Origin of the sequence: Enterococcus sp. DIV1639a, from assembly GCF_050530445.1 — a bacterium.
In the GTDB taxonomy this organism is placed as follows: domain Bacteria; phylum Bacillota; class Bacilli; order Lactobacillales; family Enterococcaceae; genus Enterococcus_B; species Enterococcus_B hirae.
In genome coordinates this window covers 1,367,545-1,388,326 of record NZ_CP172886.1, presented here as the reverse complement: position 1 = coordinate 1,388,326, position 20,782 = coordinate 1,367,545, and the positions used below count along the sequence as shown (strand labels likewise).

General features: G+C 36.7%; 17 protein-coding genes and 1 pseudogene. 1 reads left to right on the top strand and 17 read right to left on the bottom strand.

Annotation, left to right across the window (positions count from 1 at the left end; all coding sequences use genetic code 11):
• Positions 1-53: 53 nt before the first annotated feature.
• The 9 genes from IGJ32_RS06270 to IGJ32_RS06230 all read right to left on the bottom strand — a co-directional run bounded on the left by IGJ32_RS06270 (position 54) and on the right by IGJ32_RS06230 (position 11,278).
• Positions 54-1,745: a hypothetical protein gene (locus IGJ32_RS06270; RefSeq protein WP_342081709.1), complete on the bottom strand. Its 1,692-nt coding sequence runs from the start codon at positions 1,743-1,745 to the stop codon at positions 54-56.
• Positions 1,746-2,300: 555 nt separating this feature from the next.
• A complete protein-coding gene (locus IGJ32_RS06265) occupies positions 2,301-2,585 on the bottom strand; it encodes a hypothetical protein (protein ID WP_174270245.1) in 285 nt (94 codons plus the stop codon).
• A gap of 102 nt (positions 2,586-2,687) precedes the next feature.
• Positions 2,688-4,877: a type IA DNA topoisomerase gene (topB, locus tag IGJ32_RS06260; RefSeq protein ID WP_342081708.1), complete on the bottom strand. Its 2,190-nt coding sequence runs from the start codon at positions 4,875-4,877 to the stop codon at positions 2,688-2,690.
• Between the two features lie 263 nt (positions 4,878-5,140).
• Positions 5,141-6,328 carry an LCP family protein gene (locus IGJ32_RS06255; RefSeq protein WP_342081707.1) on the bottom strand — a complete coding sequence of 396 codons (1,188 nt, stop codon included), beginning with the start codon at positions 6,326-6,328 and terminating at the stop codon, positions 5,141-5,143.
• Positions 6,329-6,455: 127 nt separating this feature from the next.
• A complete protein-coding gene (locus tag IGJ32_RS06250) occupies positions 6,456-7,319 on the bottom strand; it encodes a shikimate dehydrogenase (RefSeq protein ID WP_081129059.1) in 864 nt (287 codons plus the stop codon).
• 266 nt (positions 7,320-7,585) lie between these two features.
• On the bottom strand, positions 7,586-8,356 hold the full coding sequence (locus tag IGJ32_RS06245) for an ABC transporter ATP-binding protein (RefSeq protein ID WP_034697918.1): 771 nt from the start codon (positions 8,354-8,356) through the stop codon (positions 7,586-7,588).
• A gap of 2 nt (positions 8,357-8,358) precedes the next feature.
• Positions 8,359-9,240 (bottom strand): ABC transporter permease, encoded by an 882-nt coding sequence (locus IGJ32_RS06240; RefSeq protein ID WP_010737553.1) that lies wholly within the window; start codon positions 9,238-9,240, stop codon positions 8,359-8,361.
• The gene (gene trpX, locus IGJ32_RS06235) at positions 9,237-10,277 is read right to left on the bottom strand and encodes a tryptophan ABC transporter substrate-binding protein (RefSeq protein WP_034697916.1); all 1,041 of its coding nucleotides are present in this window, start codon (positions 10,275-10,277) and stop codon (positions 9,237-9,239) included. The genes IGJ32_RS06240 and trpX overlap by 4 nt, the downstream gene beginning before the upstream one ends.
• Before the next feature lie 356 nt (positions 10,278-10,633).
• Positions 10,634-11,278: a hypothetical protein gene (locus IGJ32_RS06230; RefSeq protein ID WP_053766045.1), complete on the bottom strand. Its 645-nt coding sequence runs from the start codon at positions 11,276-11,278 to the stop codon at positions 10,634-10,636.
• Between the two features lie 202 nt (positions 11,279-11,480).
• Here IGJ32_RS06230 and efbA point away from each other — a divergent pair, with 202 nt between their 5' ends.
• Entirely contained in the window at positions 11,481-13,190 is a 1,710-nt protein-coding gene (gene efbA, locus IGJ32_RS06225; RefSeq protein ID WP_342081706.1) for a fibronectin-binding protein EfbA, read from the top strand.
• Positions 13,191-13,463: 273 nt separating this feature from the next.
• Here efbA and IGJ32_RS06220 read toward each other — a convergent pair whose 3' ends face one another.
• The 8 genes and pseudogenes from IGJ32_RS06220 to IGJ32_RS06185 all read right to left on the bottom strand — a co-directional run bounded on the left by IGJ32_RS06220 (position 13,464) and on the right by IGJ32_RS06185 (position 20,772).
• Positions 13,464-14,276: a MetQ/NlpA family ABC transporter substrate-binding protein gene (locus IGJ32_RS06220; protein ID WP_342081705.1), complete on the bottom strand. Its 813-nt coding sequence runs from the start codon at positions 14,274-14,276 to the stop codon at positions 13,464-13,466.
• Between the two features lie 11 nt (positions 14,277-14,287).
• Positions 14,288-14,959, bottom strand: coding sequence for a methionine ABC transporter permease (locus IGJ32_RS06215; protein WP_094940265.1), 672 nt, complete (start codon positions 14,957-14,959; stop codon positions 14,288-14,290).
• A complete protein-coding gene (locus IGJ32_RS06210) occupies positions 14,956-15,678 on the bottom strand; it encodes an ATP-binding cassette domain-containing protein (RefSeq protein WP_081129050.1) in 723 nt (240 codons plus the stop codon). Before IGJ32_RS06210 ends, IGJ32_RS06215 begins: the two co-directional genes overlap by 4 nt.
• A gap of 405 nt (positions 15,679-16,083) precedes the next feature.
• A pseudogene (locus tag IGJ32_RS06205) lies at positions 16,084-16,643 on the bottom strand (transposase); the annotation flags it as partial.
• A gap of 146 nt (positions 16,644-16,789) precedes the next feature.
• Positions 16,790-18,022: a hypothetical protein gene (locus tag IGJ32_RS06200; protein ID WP_373168837.1), complete on the bottom strand. Its 1,233-nt coding sequence runs from the start codon at positions 18,020-18,022 to the stop codon at positions 16,790-16,792.
• Positions 18,023-18,265: 243 nt separating this feature from the next.
• Positions 18,266-18,439 (bottom strand): hypothetical protein, encoded by a 174-nt coding sequence (locus IGJ32_RS06195; RefSeq protein ID WP_010719204.1) that lies wholly within the window; start codon positions 18,437-18,439, stop codon positions 18,266-18,268.
• Between the two features lie 723 nt (positions 18,440-19,162).
• On the bottom strand, positions 19,163-20,071 hold the full coding sequence (locus IGJ32_RS06190) for a LysR family transcriptional regulator (RefSeq protein WP_053766051.1): 909 nt from the start codon (positions 20,069-20,071) through the stop codon (positions 19,163-19,165).
• Positions 20,068-20,772 carry a carbonic anhydrase family protein gene (locus IGJ32_RS06185; RefSeq protein ID WP_053766052.1) on the bottom strand — a complete coding sequence of 235 codons (705 nt, stop codon included), beginning with the start codon at positions 20,770-20,772 and terminating at the stop codon, positions 20,068-20,070. The genes IGJ32_RS06190 and IGJ32_RS06185 overlap by 4 nt, the downstream gene beginning before the upstream one ends.
• Between the last annotated feature and the right edge of the window lie 10 nt (positions 20,773-20,782).

The window sequence follows — 20,782 nt, the reverse complement described above, 5'->3', positions numbered from 1 at the left end:
AGGATCATTTGTTTAATATCTGCAAGAAATAATCCTTCAATAAATTTCAATAATTACCTAGATGTTCCAGGTCTTTCTCCGATTGAAACGCATGAACGAGTGTCCATCTTCTGATTCTGATTCAGGAGTTCTCTTTGAGTTTGGCTTTTTTCTTTTGAGCGTTTTTGCAACTCTACTACATTATTACTTAGTTGAGGAATGTTCCTCGATTGGTTTATTTTTGCTATTTCATAAATTTTAGAAGCTTTGTATGAAGATATAGGCCATTTCATATTTTCATTAGGCGATAAGTTGGATAAGAGTATTTTATTATCTGATTTGATCTTACCATCTTCAAAATTGACATTAGCGGCAACCTTTATAGCCACTTTTGATCTATGATCAACTAAATACAAATTGGTATCTTTCAACAAAAGTGTATATACATCTTTGTTTCTATTTTCATGAGTAATCGTTTTTTGTAATTCAATAAAATACGCCACTTTCTTTTCTACTTCCCCTTTTTGTGTCCACGCCAATCCGGAAAACAACTTTGGTACAGGAAATAAATTCAATTTTATATTTTTATTGATATCGTTTAATGCAAGATGGCTTTTATGAAGTTGTTTATCAAGGTGTTTATTAGTAAGCAAATAAGCTTTTTGGACTTTCCCGCGATCGTTAATCTCTAACTTATAAAGAGCACGTTTGTCGTAATCGTAATAGATTGGGTCTTTATCGTTGTGAAGGTTTGGATCTTTTACTATTGTTAACTTCTTTAACGATGATATGCTATCGACATCCACCTCAGGCCAAGGTTTACTTTCTATCTGATCCTTCTTTTCCATATTTTTAAAATATTGTAATCGCTGATTGATGTTCTCTAGGGTATCGGCGCTTACATACGTCGTTTGAGTTTTTTCTCTTTTTTCTTTAGTAAAAAATGATTTTATCAAACCTATATTGTGAGACTCTTTAAGATTATTACGGCTGAATAGCACCATTCTTAGCCCTTGGTCATTTCTCTTAAAGATTATTCCATCTCGATATTCTACTTTATCTGCGAGTACTTTTGACTGTTTATTTTGGCGGTCAATTTGATAGAGCTTATCTTCATGCAACATTAATTGAACTTTCATTTCCGGATCCCTAGTGCCATATTCAGGGGTCCCTATCTTAAGACGCTCACCAATATATGTTGGATCTGGTTGTGCTACTGTACGAGCTATCCCCTGAGTTTCTTTTGCATTTTCGAAAATTTCATTATTCTTGATAATATTGTACACTAAACTTGGACTAGCAAGTAACGTGCGAGTACCATTTTTCTTATTTTTTGTCATCTTAGTAAAATTAATTAAGGTTTGGTTGATGTTATGCTGAATGCTCGCTTGGAACAATCGTTTATCTCCATACCATACTTCTTCAGCAATTACATAAGCTTTTTTTTCTCCTTTTTGTGGGTCCAAATTTTCAATATAATAGAGTTTGCCTTTGTGTAAGCATAGTAGTTTATTCATTGGATTATCATCATGAATATTACGTATTTTTTCGCTTGGTATTTTTATATCATCGGGCAATTTAGAGAACTCATTTTGATGGTTTGAAATCATACCATCCAACAATATATGATCATTCACATCAATACGTTCACCTATTTTTTGTTGTTGATCTGTTTCGATTTCTTCTTCAGAAAAATTAAGATGTTTATACAGCTCCTGATCATTCGTTAACGTTGAACCCTCGATTTGATTATTTGTTTCCGGCATAATGATTGCACCTTCCTATTTATGTTATTTTTTGCATAAAAAATGATCATTTGTTTAGTTCTTAACCTTATTAAATATCTGGCATATAAGATTTTGTTGAAACAAAAGATTTTTTAATGCCCTTTTATTTTATAATTATTATTAGTGAGAAATAATCCATTAATTTCCATAAATAGAAATAAAAAGCACCACAAGAAATAACTTGTTATTCTCTAATTTTTTATGAATTGTCGTACCCACTTCTGCGAGCTTTAGCTGTTAACTTGCCTAAAACGACAATTTTCATTCTTAAACATCTAATGTTCAAATCTTATAATCACTAACAAATCAAGAACAGACATATTCATTGATGTTATAAGTAAGTGAGCTTAATTCTTTGATAATAAACGGACTTAACCTAGCATTTCCAATAGAAAAAGATCTTAAAACACAAATGTGTTCTAAGATCTTTAGTTATATATTTTACTAATTTATCATGATACTTTTATGATAAAGAAATTTCAAAGTGAATCATCAAGCTCTATTATAGCTGTGAATGTGGTTTATTTCCGGTAATCAACCAAAATACTGATGCCATAATTGTGTCAATACGGGTAGAAAGTAAATGATTACTAGTGCTGCGATGACCATCAGTAATTGCTTACGTTGTTTCTTTCGTTTCAACAGACTACTTGTTTTGTGTAAAAAGTATGTGGCACTTTTCGCTCCAGCTGTTAGTGTTGATAGTAGCAGTGTAGGTGAGTAAGCCGTAGGGTCTTTCGTGATAGACAATAATTTCGTACCATATTCTGGATATTTTAATAATGCTTGATAAACAGCAACGATCGTGATCGTTCCCATCAAATAATTTAACAATGAATGAACTTTTTTCAAACGCTTAAACTCCTTATTTATAAATCGTATGTTATTTTTGGATAAATAAACCAACACTTTTCGGAATAATTATTTTTCTTCTTTATTTTTTTCTCCTGATTTTTCCATCCACGGAAAAGAAAAACCGATCGAATAATCTGCTTTTAGTTCTAGTACCGCATCAAACTTCCCTTTTTTGCCAGTCAACCCTTTAACTACTTTACTAGTCTTACCTTTAGACAATAATTCCCGCATCATCGTTTTCGTCAGCTTCTTCTTTGCAATCGTTGGCCAAAGTTTAAAATCACAGGAAGCATTGGTACAAGTTGCTACTTTTGGATACAACATGACGATCCCTTGTTTACACTTTGGACATCTGCCTAGTTGATCATTTTTCTTCTCCAGCGCTTTGATTTGGCGCGTTCCAGTGATTTCTTCAGATAAATCGACTGAAGTAAGCTGTTTTGGCACGGATTCGAGTAAATGAAGGATGAATTTTTTGATATTTGCTAAAAAGACTTCGGGTGTGCCCTCATTGTTACCGATCTTTTTGAGGTATCCTTCCCACTGAGCAGTCATTTCCGCACTAGTCAACAAAGGTTCTTGAGCGACCGCTTTACAAAGAGTGATTCCTTTAGCCGTAACAGTGATTTCATTTTTAGTGACCTCGATATAGTGACGTTGCTTTAGATTTTCAATAATATTGGCTCGAGTCGCTTCTGTTCCGATTCCCTCAACTTCTTTTAAGATTTCCTGTGCTTCTTCATCATCCAATGTTTTCCCTGCCGTTTTCATCGCAGTGATTAGTGTTCCCTCGTTGTATGGTTTTGGTGGTTGGGTTTCTTTTTGAATACTTTTCAGATCAACGCCGACCACCTGACCTTTTACCACATCTGGTAATACTTGGACTTCTTTCTGCTTGCTTTTGGTTGCTAAGATCATTTGCCACCCTTTTTTGATTGGGATTTTCCCTGTACTTTTTAAGCGAAGTTCTTGGACACCAGTATAAATTATTGTTTCTTCATATACATAATTTTCGGCAAACATTGCCATAGTCGTTTTCGCTACTTGTAAATAGATGGCTTGTTGCAGACGTGATAATTGCGCAAAACGTTCCTTGGAAGGAATCGTTTTTGTTGGAATAATTGCATGGTGTTCTTGGACTTTTGTCGCATCAACATATCTTTTTTTCGACCATGTTTCAGGAGTCTCTACGCTGCTGATCCCTAAAAAATCTTTATAACGTACTAAGTTTTTCACCAAGTAGTGATGTTCATTTTCAGTAATGTAAGTAGAATCTGTCCGAGGATAGCTTAAAAATTTCTTTTCGTAGAGCCCTTGGGCAGCATCTAATGTCGCTTTGGCACTCGCCTTCATCAATTGGTTCATTTTTGTCTGGAGACTAGATAAAGAAAATAAACGTGGACTACTTAGTTGTTTTTCTTTTTTAATGACCGATAAGATCTGTCCTGATTGCTTCCCTAAATGCGCGCCTGATTTTTCAATTACTTGATGTAGCGCTTCGAGGGTTTTAAAATTCTGCTTGGGATCGATTTTCCCTGTAAACCGTCCATCATCGCAACTGATCGTCGCTTCTACTTCATAGTATGGCTCTTTTTTGAAGTTTTTAATCGTTTCTTGTAACTGATAGATCATATATAGGGTTGGCGTTTGGACACGTCCTAAAGAAAAGCTGCCATCGATCCCTTTTTGTTGCAGTAAGAGACTGTATAAGGGGCTCCCGTTCATCCCGATCAACCAATCCGCATTCTGTCTAGCTTTCGCTTCTTTATATTTAGGAAAATAGCTCTCGCCTGGACGAAGGTTTTTAAAGCCTTCATAAATCGCCTCTTTTTCCAGCGAATTGATCCACAAACGTTGATACTTTTTGCTTTTGGTGAAGGCTTGTGCTTGAATGATAATCGACCAAGCAATGGCTTCTCCTTCACGGTCTCCATCTGTCGCAATAATGATCGTATCTGCTGATTGTAATTCCTTTTTGACGATTGAAAATTGTGCTTGTTTTTCTTTCGGCACTTCATAGCGGAAGGTTTCTGGGAAAATTGGTAAGTTAGCTAAGGACCATTTGCTCCAGCGTTCTTCATATGCACCAGGAGGGACCATGTCCACTAAGTGACCGAATCCATAAGTAATCGTTACTTCCCCACTAAACAACGGATCAACGATCTCATAATACCCTTCGTGACGTATTCGTTTCTTAAATGTTTCAGCATAAGCTTTTGCTTGGGAAGGTTTTTCAGCCAGTATAACAGTTTTCATTTTATCCCCTCCATGATTCTCAGTCTTAGAACAGACTTCTTTATTATGGAACAAACATTCGCATATGACAACCCAAAAACTATTTTTTCAAAAGAAAAAACGACTGAAGACCCTTGTCTAACAGTCGTTTTATGAACTTAGCTTTTACAATTGGTGAAAATCCAAAGTGTTGAATCGTCCACCTATTAAAAATGGAGGACTTTTACCTAAACGAAGTGAAATAGATGATTACAGAGAGTAACTTCCTATTTCTTTTCTTCCATTTATTTACTTAAAAAATCACTGATTGCTGCGCGATTCGCGTTGTTGTCGATCACCAAAATACTTCCGGCATAACTGCTGTTTCCGAAGTTCCATGAACCTTCAACAGGCACGCTTAAACGATCCACACCACCGACACCTCGAGCAATCGACAAAAGATTTTTGATAATAAACAATGATGAAACATCCGTTGAGGTATAACCAATGGCTTTTCCGGCAGCGTAAGGGGCACGAATCAAGTTTAGGGGATTTTTTAGCTGACTAAAAATCGTATTCATGACTTGTTGTTGCCGTCTTACTCGACCAAAATCGCCTTCTTCGTCTTTTCTAAAACGTGCATACTGTAAAAGTGTATGACCATCCATTTTTTGGACACCTTTTTTGATATCGACACCATCCAGATTCAAATCTTTCTCTGCATCGATCTTGATACCATTCATAAACAATGCATCGACCACTTTTTCAAACGATTTAAAATCGACTTTTGCGTAATACTGGCAATCAAGTCCAAAATTTTCTTTGATGGTTTGACGGACCAGATCAGCACCGCCATAAGCATAAGCTGCATTGATCTTGTTTTGACCAACTCCTGGAATTGCTACAAAACTATCACGCATGAATGAGATCAATTTTGGTTTATGAGCAGGTCCATCTAACTGTAACACCATGATCGTATCTGCACGACCAGCATCCTCACCTCTCGTGTCACTACCTAATATCAAAATATTATGTGCGCCACTCGAAGACTGTACACCATCAAATGATTCCGTTGTAACACTCGGCAAACTGGTATCATGTTCTGCCATGGATTTCCCGACAAAAAAGGAAATGACTGAAAATAAGAATAAACATAGGATAATGCCTAGGATGATTTTCCCCCACGAACGTTTCTTTTTTGGACGAACTTCTTTTGGCTCTTTCTTCCTCTTAAAAAAGCTTTTCTTCGTTTGATTAAATCCTTTTTTGTTTCCTGCTTTTGCATAGGAATAAGGGGTTTGATAGTCATTAGCTTGTCCTTCTTTGGAAGAATAAGAAGAATCCTGATCAGGTTGATAGATCCGAGTAGCTTCATCTCTTGAATCATTCAACGCTTTGTCCTTTTGACGTTCACGTCTAAAAAAACCGGTTGATTCTTTTTTTAGTGGTTTTGCTTTTTTATGGATGTTCTTATAACGATCCATCCGACTCATTTTGTTTCCTCCCTGCTATCTGTACAAGTAAATAAAGGATACGCTATCTTCGTGATAAAAACAGCTATTTGAACCACAATTTAATAAAAAATAACGAAATGAGACAAGCCATTACACGTAAAGCTCGTCACACTTCTTGTTCTAATCGTTCTCGTATGTTCTGGACTGGCATTTCTCGATGTGTCCACAGTTCAAAAGCAATTGCTCCTTGATGAATCAACATACCTAAACCATTATAGGCTTTGATTCCCATTTTTTTGGCTTCTTGGATTAATCGTGTCTCACTAGGGGAGTAGATCAAGTCAAAAACGGCTAATTGCGAATGCAACAACTTTACATCAGCAATCGGTAATTGGTCTTTCTTGCTTCCCATTCCGATATCAGTTGCGTTGATCAATAGATTCGCCTGACTTAAATCTAATGCCAGTTGACTTTCGTCCGCATAATCATGTAATCGGATGGGACAACCTGTTTTCTCAGAGACTTTCGCAAAATACTCTTTTAGTGGTAAAAAAGTGGCATTCAAACGTTTGTAGATCGTGATTTCTTGTGCGCCTTCTAGTGCCATTTGTACGACAATTGCTTTTGCTGCACCACCTGCTCCCAGAACAACGATTTTTTGATTTTTGATTGGATGCCCCGTTTCGTTGACGGAACGTACAAATCCCATACCATCTGTATTGTAGCCAATCAAACGTTGCTCCTGGTGAACGATCGTGTTGACCGCTCCGATCAATTCCGCTTCAGGGCTTAACTGATCAAGGTATGCCAAGACAGCCGTTTTATTCGGCATTGAAACATTTACACCCAACATATCTAATGTGCGGATACTCTTAACGGCTTGTCTTAGGTTCGTTTGATCTACCTCAAAAGCCAGATAAACGGCATCAATACCCCAATGTGAAAATGCCAGATTGTGCATGAGCGGTGAAAGACTATGAGAAGCAGGCTTTGCAAAAAAGCCTGTGAGTTTTGTTTTACCAGAGATCATCTTTTTCCTCCTTAAAAAATAAAACAACCATCCAATCCTCGTAAACATGACACGAGACATCAGATGGTCGATTGTTTAGTTCTGTTTCTTGTGCTTTTTCTTATGTCTATGATTGACGAGTCTTTCTAAGTTTAAAGGAGGTATGAGAAACTTGTCAACATGATTGTCAAACAAGCGGGGCCTCTTTCTCATTCATTTAAAACAAATCAATGTACTATAGGCATACTAGGCACAAAGTAGAAGGAAAAGCAGTCAGTAATCAAAAACTAATCTAACACTTCTTCAAAAAATTGTAATAGATCCGCTAGTGACAATTGCTCTTTTTCTTCTTTAGACAAATCTTTCACGATCCGTCCTTTTTGTAAAACGATCAGACGATTCCCATAATTCAAGGCATCTTCCATCCGGTGGGTGATCATCAAGCACGTCAAGTGTTGTTCAGTAATCCTGCGATTGGTTAATTGCATCAATGATTTGGCAGTTTTAGGATCGAGCGCTGCTGTATGTTCATCTAATAGCAGCAACTCAGGCGCTTCAATGGTCGCCATCAACAAACTCAATGCTTGGCGTTGCCCTCCTGATAATTCCCCAGCTGGCGTATCTAGATGCTGCTCCAACCCATTTCCAACTTCTTGACACAATTGATAAAATGTTTCTCTTTGGTTCTTTAGGTTACGGAGACGAAGGGGTCTTTTCTTTCCTCTTTTTTGAGCCAAAAGCAAGTTCTCTGCTACTGTCATCCTTGGAGCTGTGCCCATCTTAGGATCTTGGAACACCCGAGAAAGAAAAGAAGCCCGTTTTTCTTCTGTTTCTTTCGTGATATTCCGCTCTTTAAAAGCGATCGACCCTTGACTTAATTGCAATGTTCCTGCGATCGTGTTGAACAGCGTACTTTTTCCCGCACCATTTCCACCAAGGACCGTAATAAAATCGCCTTTATTGATTGTCAAATCAATTCCATCTAATAATACTTTTTCTTCATTCATGCCATTGCTAACGACTTTTTTTCCATTTTTAATTGTGATGATCGCTGTCATGGTCAAACCTCCTTTTCAAAACCGGTTTTAAGTTTCAATGCTTGTTTTAACTGAGGAATCATCAAACAAATGGCTAAAATAATAGCGGAGAAGAGTTTGAGATATGTTGTGTCAAACCCAAGTTTAATGACGATCAGGATCAATAATTGATAGATGATGCTTCCCACGACAATGGCAATCAAGCGTTCTGCTAACGTTAATTCGTGGAAAATCACTTCTCCAATAATGATAGAAGCTAGCCCGATCACGATGACACCAATTCCTTTATTGACATCGGCATACCCATCATTTTGTGCAATCAATGCACCTGATAAAGCAATGACACCATTTGAAAGAGTCAGTCCTAAGATTTTCATTCGGTCTGTTTTGATCCCTAAGGAACGAGCCATCGTTTCGTTGTCTCCTGTCGCGATATACCCTTGACCTAAATCGGTATTGAAAAAGAACAATAAGACACCAATCAAGAGACTTAATGCAAGCAAGCCAAGTAACACGGTATCAAAATAGTCAGGTAAATGAAGACCATTGAACGTATCTTGTAAAATCGAATGATTCAATAAAGAAAGATTTGGTGTGCGCATCACGAATAAAATCACCGAGTTTAATCCAGACATGACTAAGATTCCGGCAAGAATCACTGGGATCTTTCCTTTGGTATACAACAGCCCCGTAACTAGTCCGGCAAGCATGCCTGCACCCACGCCAAGCAGCGTTGCTAAAACTGGTGAGATCCCATGAGTGATAGCTGTCACACAAACTGCTCCACCTAATGGAAATGATCCTTCAGTCGTCATATCAGGAAAATCCAAAATCCGATAAGTCATAAAGATTCCTAATCCTAAGATTGCCCATAACATCCCTTGCGAAATTGCTGATACGATCATTGTTCATCCCCCTCGTCTTTCGGTTCTTCTGAAACATTTTTAGCTTCTTGCTTTATTGAATCAGGAATCGTGATCCCTAATTTTTCCGCCTGTTTTTCATTGATAATAACATCGCCTTTATCAAAGACGTAAACAGGTGTCGTTGCTGGTTTTTCTTTTCCTAGTGCAAGCATCGCAGCCATTTTCCCACTTTGGACACCTAAATCATATTGGTTGATTCCGATCGTTGCCAAGCCACCTTGTTCGACCATTGAATCAACTGAAGGGATCACTGGGATCTTCGCTTTATCAGCTTCTTTTACCACTGTCTGCATAGCATTAGCAATTGTATTGTCTAAAGGAACATAGATGAAATCCACTTGTTGACTCATCACTTGGACAGTTTGGGCGATTTCATTCGTAGAAGGTACAGCATATTTTACTGAAGTCAAACCTGCTTTTTGAATCGCTTTTTCTGCTTGGCTTACTTGGTATTTTGAATTATCTTCTGAAGAAGCGTATAAAATCCCGACTTTCTTCGCATTCGGCAACAATTCAGCGCCTAACTTGATTTGCGCTTCAACAGGAGGCTGATCAGATACGCCTGTGATGTTTCCACCTGGTTCTTTTAAAGACTTCACTAAGCCGGCACCAACTGGATCTGTGACCGCACCTAAGACTAGTGGGATCGTATTCGTTACATTAGCTAAAGACTGAGCAGCCGGAGTAGCGATCCCTACTAGGACATCTGGGTCAGCTTGTACTAATTGTTGACTCATAGTGGCTAATTTACTTTGATCTGCTTGCCCGTTTTGAAAGGAGATCGTTAAATTTTTTCCTTCCTCAAGCCCTGATTGTTCGAGACCGTCTTTGATCCCACGGTAAATTTCATCTAATGCCGGATGGCTCACATATTGCAAAACCCCAACGGAAACAGTTTGATCCGTTTCTTTTGGTTTCGATTCAGTAGAAGCAGGCGTTATTTTTTCATAAATAAAGGTTCCTACTAAGTAAAGCATAATAAGTGCAACAACTGTGATCAAACGTTTATTTTTCATTTTTCTTCCCCCTCATTCCTTTAATCATCATTATTCAAGTCTGGTTTCTGACACGAACTGACAAAAAAAGACAATCACCCCAACGGTAATTGTCTTCTTACATACAAAAAACCGCATAGATCGAATCTATGCGGTAGTCAAATTTCTTGTCCAGCATAGATACAAATTTTAGATTTGTACTCTAAAAAGTTGTATCTACGGTCAAAGTTCGCCATCAATACAACTTATCTACGCCAGTTACGCCAAGCTTGAGTTGTTCCTGCTAAAAATTGGTTTGATAAGTTCATTGTGGATCACCCTTTCCTTAATAATTAATCTAAGTCTAATCGAATTTAGCATGTTCGTCAACTGTTTTTTTATTCCGTCTTATTTCCAGCATTAAGATCTGTTCCCAGTTGAGCATTAGTCGAAGTCGTTTGCGTTTCTTTCCCAAGTTCTTCTTCTAATTTCTTGATATTCGCTAATGGCAAACGATTTAATTCGGGAATCAGCTGCGTAGGGAAATCACTTAACTGATTTGCGTTATAAACTAAGCGATTGGTTTCTTTGCCATTTTGGAAAAAGATTACCGTCAAATGCTCTTGCTTTAAATCGTAGCGTTGTTCTAATTCATTGACCTGATAAACCAATGGGTAAAAATAAATAGGGCGATTCAATTCCGCCATTTTTTTTGGATCATGAAAAATGTCCATTAATGCTTGATACATTTCTCCACTTGGCACACTGAACAAAACTGAAATAGCTTTACTTTCTTCAATTGTTTGCGAGGCTTCATTGATATTCAAAGGTTTAAGCTTAGGAGAATTGATTTCTGCATAGACTAAGCTCTCCACCTGTGCTTCTCTAATATTTTTAGGAAAGACAAACATCGTGATCGTAATGACCAGTGAAACAAGGAATACGAACAATAAACGCATAAAATAGCGTTGTGGATGCGTATCGAAATCAGCCAAAAAATGATGGTATTTGACTTTGATGGTCTCACTTATCTCTTTCCACATAGCGATCACCTTCTTTTTCGTTTTCTTTTATTATACCTAAGTTTGAGGTAGATAGAAAAAAATACATTTAAAGAATATCGATTATTTTTCAATCCAGTATCTTTTTATGATCAAATCAGTTGATAACTACCTAGTAAATTGGTCTTTCTACGTTTTTTTCGTTATAATGAAACTACTTATGAAAAGAAATGAGGAATGAACCATGTCCTTTGATGGTGTCTTTACTCATGCAATGATCAATGAATTGCGTGAGTCTCTATTATCTGGTCGGATTTCTAAAATCCACCAACCTTACGAAAATGAAGTCGTATTAGTAATTCGCTCACGTGGTAAAAATCAGCGTTTGCTCTTATCTGCACATCCTAGTTATGCTCGAATCCAGATCACTCAAATCGACTATCAAAATCCAGACACACCACCGAACTTTGTGATGATGTTACGCAAGCATCTTGATGGGGCAATTTTGGAGTCGATCGAACAAATCGAAAACGACCGAGTGATCCACTTTCATTTCACGAAACGAGACGAACTAGGAGATCTCCAAAATATCATTTTGATTGTGGAACTCATGGGACGTCATAGCACGATCATCTTAGTGAATAAAGAATCAGGAAAAATCTTAGATGCGATCAAGCATATTGGTAGTTCACAAAATACTTATCGTTCCCTTCTGCCTGGTGTAGACTATATTGCTCCACCTGAACAAAACCAGCTGAATCCCTTTAGTCAGGAAAAAGAAAAAGTCTTCCATCGGCTTTCTCAAATGGACTTGACACCAAAAGGAATCCAACAACAATTTCAAGGAATCGGTTTTGATACTGCGCAAGAATTGGTGGCTCGCTTAACAGAACGCCCCAATGAAAAAATGTTGGTATGGCAAGAATTCTTCACAGCAATCGACACCCAACGCTCCCCTAGCCTTTATGAAGTAGCGGAGAAAGAATATTTTACGCCGATCAACTATCGTTTCTTTGATTCAAATACGCAACAAAAAAAGATGTACCCGACTCTCAGTGCGTTATTAGATGCGTTTTATCAAGAAAAAGCAGAAAAAGACCGTGCCAAACAACAAGGTGGCGAACTCATCCGCAAGATCGAAAATGAACTTAAACGCAACAAAAATAAACTGAAAAAACGGGAGCAGACCTTAAAAGATTCGGAAAATGCCGAGGATTATCGTCGAGACGGCGAACTATTGACTACTTTTATGGCTCAAGTTCCTCGAGGCGCAAATGAAGTGACATTGCCGAATTATTATGAAGAAGATCGGCCGATCACAATCAAGCTCGATCCAGCATTGACGCCCAATCAAAATGCCCAAAAATATTTCCATCGCTACCAAAAACTAAAAAATGCTGTCAAATTGATTGGTAAACAGATCGAAGAAGCCAAAAATGAGATCGATTATTTAGAATCTGTCTTGTCTCAGTTAGAGATTGCTGGTCCTATGGATATCGAAGTGATCAAAGAAGAATTGACAGCAGAAGGTTATTTAAAAAAGAAATCTTCGAAAAAACAAAAACGCAAGAAACCTTCACAGCCAGATCAATATCTTTCTACTGATGGTACGTTGATCTTGGTAGGGAAAAACAATCTTCAAAATGATCAACTTTCCTTAAAAACGGCGAAGAAAACAGACTATTGGCTCCACGCCAAAAATATTCCTGGCTCTCATGTCATTATCAAAAGTGACCAGCCATCTGATGAAACGATAACTGAAGCCGCTGAATTAGCTGCTTATTTCTCAAAATACCGTCATTCCGCCCAAGTACCCGTGGACTTGGTTCAAGTCAAGCATTTGCGCAAACCGAATGGCGCAAAACCAGGCTATGTGATCTATGAAAATCAAAAAACGATCATTGTTACTCCGGAAGAAGAAAAGATCAACAAGATGAAACAGATGACTAACTGATGTAATGCAATTTAATCTAGTCAACATTGTCATATCTAACCATCATCGATGAGTAAGCAATTCGCTAACATGACAAGTGCCCGTTCCAGAAAATGTCGGATGATTTTTCTGGAGCAGGCACTTGTTTCTATTGCGATCTTTGAACGAGTTCATCCAAGAAACTTCACTCTTGTCTTTCATGACAGCAAAAAAACGAGTAGGATGCCGAATGCACCCCTACTCGTTCGATAAAAACAGGCGTTTTGTTGATTTCTTCTCACTTTCTTTGTTCTTTTAAAAAGCTGGAATATTTGCGCCTTTCGAATTTTTCTTAATATACTCAGCGACTTCTTTCGTCGTCATTGCTTTTTTCAATACATTGATTTTCTCGCTGTCTTTTTCCCCTTCTCTCGTTACCAATTGCAAAGCGTAATGTTTGCTGGCAGCTTCATCTTCCAGTAAAATCGCATCTTTGGTCGATAAGCCCGCTGGTTCTAAGTAAGCAGGGTAACAAAAGACCATCGCAATGTCCTTTTCATCATAGGCTTTTACTAGATTCAATAAATCGATTCGTTCAAATTGAAGATTTTTAGGATTGTCAACGATATCCGCCACTGTACCGTTGAACCCCATGTTATCCTTTAATGTGATAACACCATTTTTATTTAAGATCGCTAATGCTCGACCTTCATTTGTTGGATCGCTTGGAATACCGACTTTAGCATTTTTGGGCAATTGATCAGCATTCTTATAATTTTTGGAATAAAAGCCTCCCGCAAAATAATAAATGGGTTGAACGGCGACTAAATCTGCTTTTTTTTCTTGATTGAACATTGCCATAAACGGTTCATGCTGTGCAAAATTGGCATCTGCTTCATCATGTTGAACGGCATCATTATAAGCCACATTGTCACTTACTTCCATAATATCAATGGTGTAACCCTGTTTCTCCGCTTCTTTTTTGGCAATCTCCAAAATATCTTTTGATGACTCTAACTGAACAGCCACTTTGATTTCCTTTTTGTCTTTATCCGCTGAATGACCTCCACAAGCTGCTAAAGTTAAGATCGCAATCATTGCGAAACCAATCAAATAAAACTTCTTCATTCTTCTTCCTCCTATTTTCGTTTATCCAGTGTCTGAGCAACAAAGTTTCCCAGCATTTGTAAAATAAAGACTAAAAAGATCATGATCACAATGGCGACATACATGACCCCATATTCATAGCGTTGATAACCGACACGAACAGCAAAATCACCGATTCCGCCACCGCCAATGACTCCCATGACAGTCGAATAGGAAACCATACTGACAGTCGTCGTCGTATACGCCAAGACTAAACCACTTCTCGCTTCTACTAGTAAAAAATGCCAGATATATTGAAAGCGAGTCGTCCCTAATGAATTGGCCAATGCATAAGTTTCGTCAGAAACATCCAGCAAAACCTGTTCAACTAGCCGGGCAAAGATGGTGATCGCAATGATACTAAGTGGTACAGAAGCTGGTATAGGACCAAAGGCTTTGCCTAATACCGCGCGAGTTACTGGGATCAACGCAATCACAAATAATAGATATGGAAAAGAGCGGATCACTGTGACTAAAAAATTCAAAGTCCAATAAATCCAAGGATAATGACCTCGAACTTTAGGATTCGTCAAAAACAACCCTAAACCTAGTGGCAATCCGCCAACCACACACACGCCCATCGAAATAGCCATCATGATGCCCGTTTCTTCGAGACTGGTCAGTAGGGCTGGCCAATACTCCATCATGCTTTGTGAATGAATCATTGCGCTAAGCTCCTTTTTATTTTTTCAAAATACGTCAAGTTTTCTTCCGTAAATCGTTGTGGGTGATTTCTTAACTCGCCAATCAACTCGCCATTTTCCATGACCAAAATTCGTTGGCATAAGCTTTTCACTGTTTCTAATTCGTGACTAACAAAGAAAATTGTCGGCTGGAATTCTTCATGGACTTTATGCAATAAACGAATCACACTTTCCGTATTTTCTTCATCTAGTGAGCTGGTGGCTTCGTCACACAATAAAATTTCTGGATCACGTGTCAACGCCCGAGCAATCGACACTCGTTGCTTTTCACCGCCAGATAGTTTTACTGGATATACAGCAGCTTTATGAGCCATCCCAACAAAATTTAATAAATAATCGATTTTTTCACGGTTCTTTTTCTTTTGCAGCTTCAATGGTAATTCTACATTTTCATAAACCTTTAAGTTATCTAATAGATTATGGTTTTGGAAAATCATCCCCATTTTTTGTTTTTGCTGCCTTTTTTCTTTTTTGTTCAACTTTTGAACGGCCACACTATCGATTAGGATTTCCCCACTACTAGGTTCTTCCATTAAGTTCAACAAACGAAGTAACGTGGATTTACCAGAACCGCTTTTCCCAACGATTCCGATGATCTCACCTGGTTCGATTGTCAAATGAATATTCTTTACCGCTTGCGTGCCTTCATAGCTTTTAGTTACATTGATCAATTCAATCATCTGTTCCTCCAATGAAAAATAGTACACCTTATCAAACTGTTTGATAAAAATAGATAAATCAGCTTATTGGTTTTCTATTTAAATAAAAAACGCTTCCTAAATACTAACTGTTTCTATAATGGCGGAGTATTCGTAAAAAAGCAACTTTTTTACTCATCTTCTATCTGTTTTTTAACTGTATTAATAATGGTGTTTTATAAACCGATTTATCTGTATCTTTTAAGAACCCTCACTGTAACAAGCATGTATTCTATCTATTGCCATTAATCACCATAAGCTAACAACGTTGTTATTTCTTTTTTCAACAAATTCAGTTTCTTTTTCATAAAAACGAAAAATAGGAGGAAAAGAAAAAGCGGTCAAACGATCGCTGTTGCCGATCATTCAACCACTTTTTCAATGGCTCTATAATTTGAGAGCGGGACAATAGTTCTTTCTCAAAAAGAAAATAAGTTCGACTTTGATGGCTAGTGTCAAAATCGAACTTATTTTTTCTATTATGTACACTTTCCTCTCCATATATTTTCCTAATTTTCTTAAATTTAATGCCATCAGTGCCAAACCAATATCAATCGTTGCTCCTTGTTTCCCACGTAAATGGAAACGATGGAACGCCAAGTGAGTCTTTAGATGCCCGAACACTGGTTCGACCTCGATTTTCTCCTCTAAAAGCTTTTTTCTGCATTCTGCTTTGAAATAGCGCCCATTATTATTTACTTGAATTTTTCGCTTTTGTTCACTTTTCGCACGCGTACATTAACGACGGACTGGACAGTTCCGACAATCCTCACATTCATAGATTTTGAAATCTTGAATAAAGCCACCTTTATCTTTCGACTATCATTTTTGAACGGTATCGGACGATTCGCTGGGCAAATGTATTCATCTTGTTCTTCAAGGTAGTGCCAGTTTTCCACGTTAAATGGATTCTCCTTGTATTTCTTTTTGTTTTCTTTGTGATAACTTAGGATTTTTTTGATTAATCAATTAATCAACATGAAATAACAAAAAAATCTGAGACAGAATGAGGTTCATTCTGACCCAGATTTGATTTTACACCACTCATCAGTCCTTATTGACAAAGAGCCAAGGTTTACACACTTTTTGTAGACTATCTTGTCATAGATATAGTTGTATTTTGTGCAATAGGTTTCTCTGAATTATTTAAAACTATACTTTCTAGTTTTTTTGAAAGGTTCTGTTTCAATGATATGTCTCTTTTGTTTCTTTCTTTAGCAAAGTTAATATTGAGTTTATTATACTCATTAAGAAACTTTTTTGCTTCAAAAGGACTTATTTTCCCTTGGCCTTCAAGCGAATTTATATGATTTACCTCCTTAATTATTTCAGCTTGAATATGAAATTTTTCCGACTCTAATTTTGGAATTATGTTACGATTTATCTCATTAAGGTCTGCTTTTACGTCACTAATATTACGAGGATTTTCAAATTGAGTCCTATACTGATCCTGTAATAGTAAAAGTAACTCTTTTTCTTGCCTACGGAAAGCATTGATTTCTTGAGTTTTCTCGTTGAACTGGGATATAAGTTTTTTACTTCTTATTAGAATACGTTCTGTTTCTTGTAGAGAAATAGTAGGTTGCTCTGTGCGTGATGTGGTCGTAGGTTGCTCTGTGTGTGATGTTGTCGTAGGTTGCTCTGTGTGTGATGTTGTCATAGTTGATTTACTTGTGCTCACAGAATGGGTTTTCTTTGATTCTATAGACTCTTGTAATTGATTTACCATGTCTTTACAATTGGATATAAGATAGTCGATATGCTTTTTATTTGTACTTAAAACTTTTATTTCTTTATAGCATTCTTTAAGCATTTTTTTGTTCTTTATTTTATGCTTTCTTAAATTTACCTTTTGCTGTGTCATTTTACCATATTCAATTACTATATCATTTCTTAGTTTACGGAATTTCGAGCAAAAATTTTGAACCCGCTGGAGATTCGTTTGTAATTGATTAACTTCTATAGAACTTTCAGTAGAAATTCCCTCTTTTAATTTTTTAAAATCTGTCTCTTCTTGCTTAATAAGATTCTTTATTTTTTTATGTAAAAATTTTTTAGCAGAATATGGCTGTCTTGAAACATCATCTTGTATTTTATCTAAATGTTTTAAGTCCCCCTTATTTCTGTGTTTTGAGTGTAGTTTTTTGTGTGGATAAGTTTTATCAGATAAACGGGTGGTTTCATTCCTGTTTTCTAAATCTAGTACTTTTCCTAATCCCCTCCCTTGATTTTGATTGTCTAAACTAGGCAGTGCCCTTGCTCCGCCTATTCCACTTGCTATGCTTAAAGCATTAATAAAAGTAACTATCATTTTGTCTAATCTCATATGCCATCAATCTCCTTTTCATTTAATGATTTTCACTTATCCTACGGAAAATAAAAACTTATACAGAAAAAATTCTGTTTCAAAAGCCATAATGCACCGATCATCAAAAGTTAGACCAAAAATCTAACGTCTGAAACTTTAATTTGCCCAAAGTCAGTTCGAGTCTTTCTAATCAAACCAACTAGTCCTTCACGTTCCTATTTTTGTACCCAACGATAGAGTGCACATAGAGACGCTTCACTTTTAATAGATATTTACCTTAGCTACTACATTTTTATCTAAAAGAGTTAATTCTTGGCTACTATCTGCCACAGTAGATGGTTCATTTATTGTAGAAGCATATCCAGAGATTGTGCTTTCAGATACGCTAATTCCAATAGTTAAAATATCTAAAGATAAGATAAACTTATTTTTCATTTTCTATTACCTCGAAATCCAAAAAAACAGAAAGCGCTTTCTGAATAAATCATAACAGAGAAATCAAATTATATATATAAAAGTCATAAAAAATAGTTTTCATGTCATAATCGTTCATTTTTTCTGTATTGTCCTTTATTTATAAAAAATTATTTCCACATCCACAGTCAATAAGAACAACGAAATTCAATTCATTTTAGAATATAGATTAAGGTTTTGATATAAAAACTCGAAATTTTTTGCATACAAATAATTTACAATTGTTATTATATTTTATAAAGGTAATTTATAAATTTATTCATTGTTCATTTGTACAGGTTGATCGTATTTTACAAATCAATCAACTAGATAAATTACTATAAGGAGTAGCGAGAGATAATTTAGTGATAGATATCTAAAAAAATACCATGAAAAATTGGTTTAGTTAAACAATTACGGAGGAGTAAATATTAGCGATTATGACGTAAAACACATATTTTATGAATTTTTTTTACATAACTTAAAGTATATAATATATCAGAATAAGAAAGCGTTTTTTTGTTGAAAGTGCTATCTAACACCTTTTAAGGAGACTTAAATAATGTGAAGAAAAAAATATTACTTGGTATTTATTTTGTCTCATTGTCTTTCAAAACACAAAAAATATCTGAGACAGAATGAGGTTCATTCTGACCCAGATTTGATTTTACACCACTCATCAGCCCTTATTGACAAAGAGCTTTTTCAATTTGTTTTGATCTGACTTAGTAAAACGGTTAGACTTTCCATGAATTTTTGTGCAATTTCGCTTAATTGGCGCTTAGCAGAATAAATCACATACAATTCATTTTGGGGACTATTTGCCAATGGAATCAAACGTAAATACTCTTTGATCTCACCAATGACCAGCCCAGAACCTGAAGCATAAGCATCTGTTTCTAACACGATATTCATCAATGTTCCCCGATCACTCGTATAGATAACCGTTTCTTGATCAGGACTTTCAATCAAGTCTTCATAAAAATAAGGAAAATTATTGCCATCTTGTGTAAATCTCACTTGCGGATAAGGAAGTAATTCTTCTTTAAAGATTTCTTTCTTTTCACTAAGCGGATGTCCTTGACGTAAAAAAATGTGCGTTTGAAATTCCCCTAATGAATGGGCAACTAGCTCCCCTTGCTCTAAGTAGCGCTTGATCCCTGCTTGATTGTGTTCATTCATATAAAGAATCCCAATCTCACTATGCTGATCCTTCACTTCTTCAATCACATTAGCAGTCGTTGTTTCAATGATTCGAAACTGTTTGATCTCACTTTTGAAAGAAGAGATCAACTTTGCTGTTAAAGGACCTAAGAAATCATAATGTTGCGAAGCAATTGAAAAGCTTTCACGCTTCTCATTCGTCAAATAATAATTTTCTAAAGACTCTAACTGTAAGAGAATCCGTTCCGCTCTTTTTAAAAACTCTTGTCCTTCCTCGGTCAGATACGCCCCTCGATTCGTTCGAGTGAACAGCGTGATCCCTAACTCGGTTTCTAATTCTTTGATTCCTGCGGAAAGACTTGGTTGTGCGACATAGAGTTTTTTAGCTGCTTCTCTGAAACTCCCATTGTTCGCTACAGCAATTACATATTTTAATTGTTGGAAGTTCACTGATGATCCCTCACAAAATAACTGATTGGACGATTTTTCAACGGTTGGAGCGGACGGTTGTTTGGTTGTGCATACTGTCCTTTAAAAGGAATCAAGAAATCTTTATTTAGTTTTTGCACTTGATCCATGACAAACCATTGGATTGGTCCACTCGTTGGTGGCGTAGTTAAAGAGCCGACATAATGGTAATGGCTTTTTTGTTCAGGAAAAAGAACCAATGGATTGGTCCAATGTTCATGTTTTTCTACATCCCAACTATCGCCATTGTCTCGATCATACAACCAACCTTCATCCGTCGTTAGCTGAAACATCACACCAACAACTAAGTTTTCTTTTTTGGCATTCATATGAACAAAGTGGAACTCGATATCTTCTTGATTCCCATTGATCAGATGTTCAGAAGGCATATGAAAATGGATATCTGTGAGATAATATTTCTGACCTTTAAATTCGACATAACTAAGCTGATCATAAGGAACCAAGTGGATCGTATTTTTAAATTCTTTATCTGTAAACCGTTGCTTCTGATAATGAAAAGCAATGGTATCTGATTGATCCTTCGCTGGTTCACAAGTGGTCAATGGAATGGGCGACTGCAATTCAAACGCCGCACCTTTAGCAAACCAGTCGCATAATTCAGCCCAATGTTCTGGTCCTCTTTCTCCCGTATATCCCCATTCAACATCCATATTCTTTTTCACTTTTATTCCT

Bases quoted from the DNA above. Each gene is read 5' to 3' on its own strand.
- efbA (WP_342081706.1), top strand. From the start codon at position 11,481: ATGTCCTTTGATGGTGTCTTTACTCATGCAATGATCAATGAATTGCGT.
- IGJ32_RS06210 (WP_081129050.1), bottom strand. From the start codon at position 15,678: ATGATTGAATTGATCAATGTAACTAAAAGCTATGAAGGCACGCAAGCG.
- IGJ32_RS06215 (WP_094940265.1), bottom strand. From the start codon at position 14,959: ATGATTCATTCACAAAGCATGATGGAGTATTGGCCAGCCCTACTGACC.
- trpX (WP_034697916.1), bottom strand. From the start codon at position 10,277: ATGAAAAATAAACGTTTGATCACAGTTGTTGCACTTATTATGCTTTAC.
- IGJ32_RS06220 (WP_342081705.1), bottom strand. From the start codon at position 14,276: ATGAAGAAGTTTTATTTGATTGGTTTCGCAATGATTGCGATCTTAACT.
- IGJ32_RS06230 (WP_053766045.1), bottom strand. From the start codon at position 11,278: ATGTGGAAAGAGATAAGTGAGACCATCAAAGTCAAATACCATCATTTT.
- IGJ32_RS06245 (WP_034697918.1), bottom strand. From the start codon at position 8,356: ATGACAGCGATCATCACAATTAAAAATGGAAAAAAAGTCGTTAGCAAT.
- IGJ32_RS06250 (WP_081129059.1), bottom strand. From the start codon at position 7,319: ATGATCTCTGGTAAAACAAAACTCACAGGCTTTTTTGCAAAGCCTGCT.
- IGJ32_RS06255 (WP_342081707.1), bottom strand. From the start codon at position 6,328: ATGAGTCGGATGGATCGTTATAAGAACATCCATAAAAAAGCAAAACCA.
- topB (WP_342081708.1), bottom strand. From the start codon at position 4,877: ATGAAAACTGTTATACTGGCTGAAAAACCTTCCCAAGCAAAAGCTTAT.
- IGJ32_RS06240 (WP_010737553.1), bottom strand. From the start codon at position 9,240: ATGATCGTATCAGCAATTTCGCAAGGGATGTTATGGGCAATCTTAGGA.
- IGJ32_RS06200 (WP_373168837.1), bottom strand. From the start codon at position 18,022: ATGAGATTAGACAAAATGATAGTTACTTTTATTAATGCTTTAAGCATA.
- IGJ32_RS06265 (WP_174270245.1), bottom strand. From the start codon at position 2,585: ATGGGAACGATCACGATCGTTGCTGTTTATCAAGCATTATTAAAATAT.
- IGJ32_RS06270 (WP_342081709.1), bottom strand. From the start codon at position 1,745: ATGCCGGAAACAAATAATCAAATCGAGGGTTCAACGTTAACGAATGAT.
- IGJ32_RS06195 (WP_010719204.1), bottom strand. From the start codon at position 18,439: ATGAAAAATAAGTTTATCTTATCTTTAGATATTTTAACTATTGGAATT.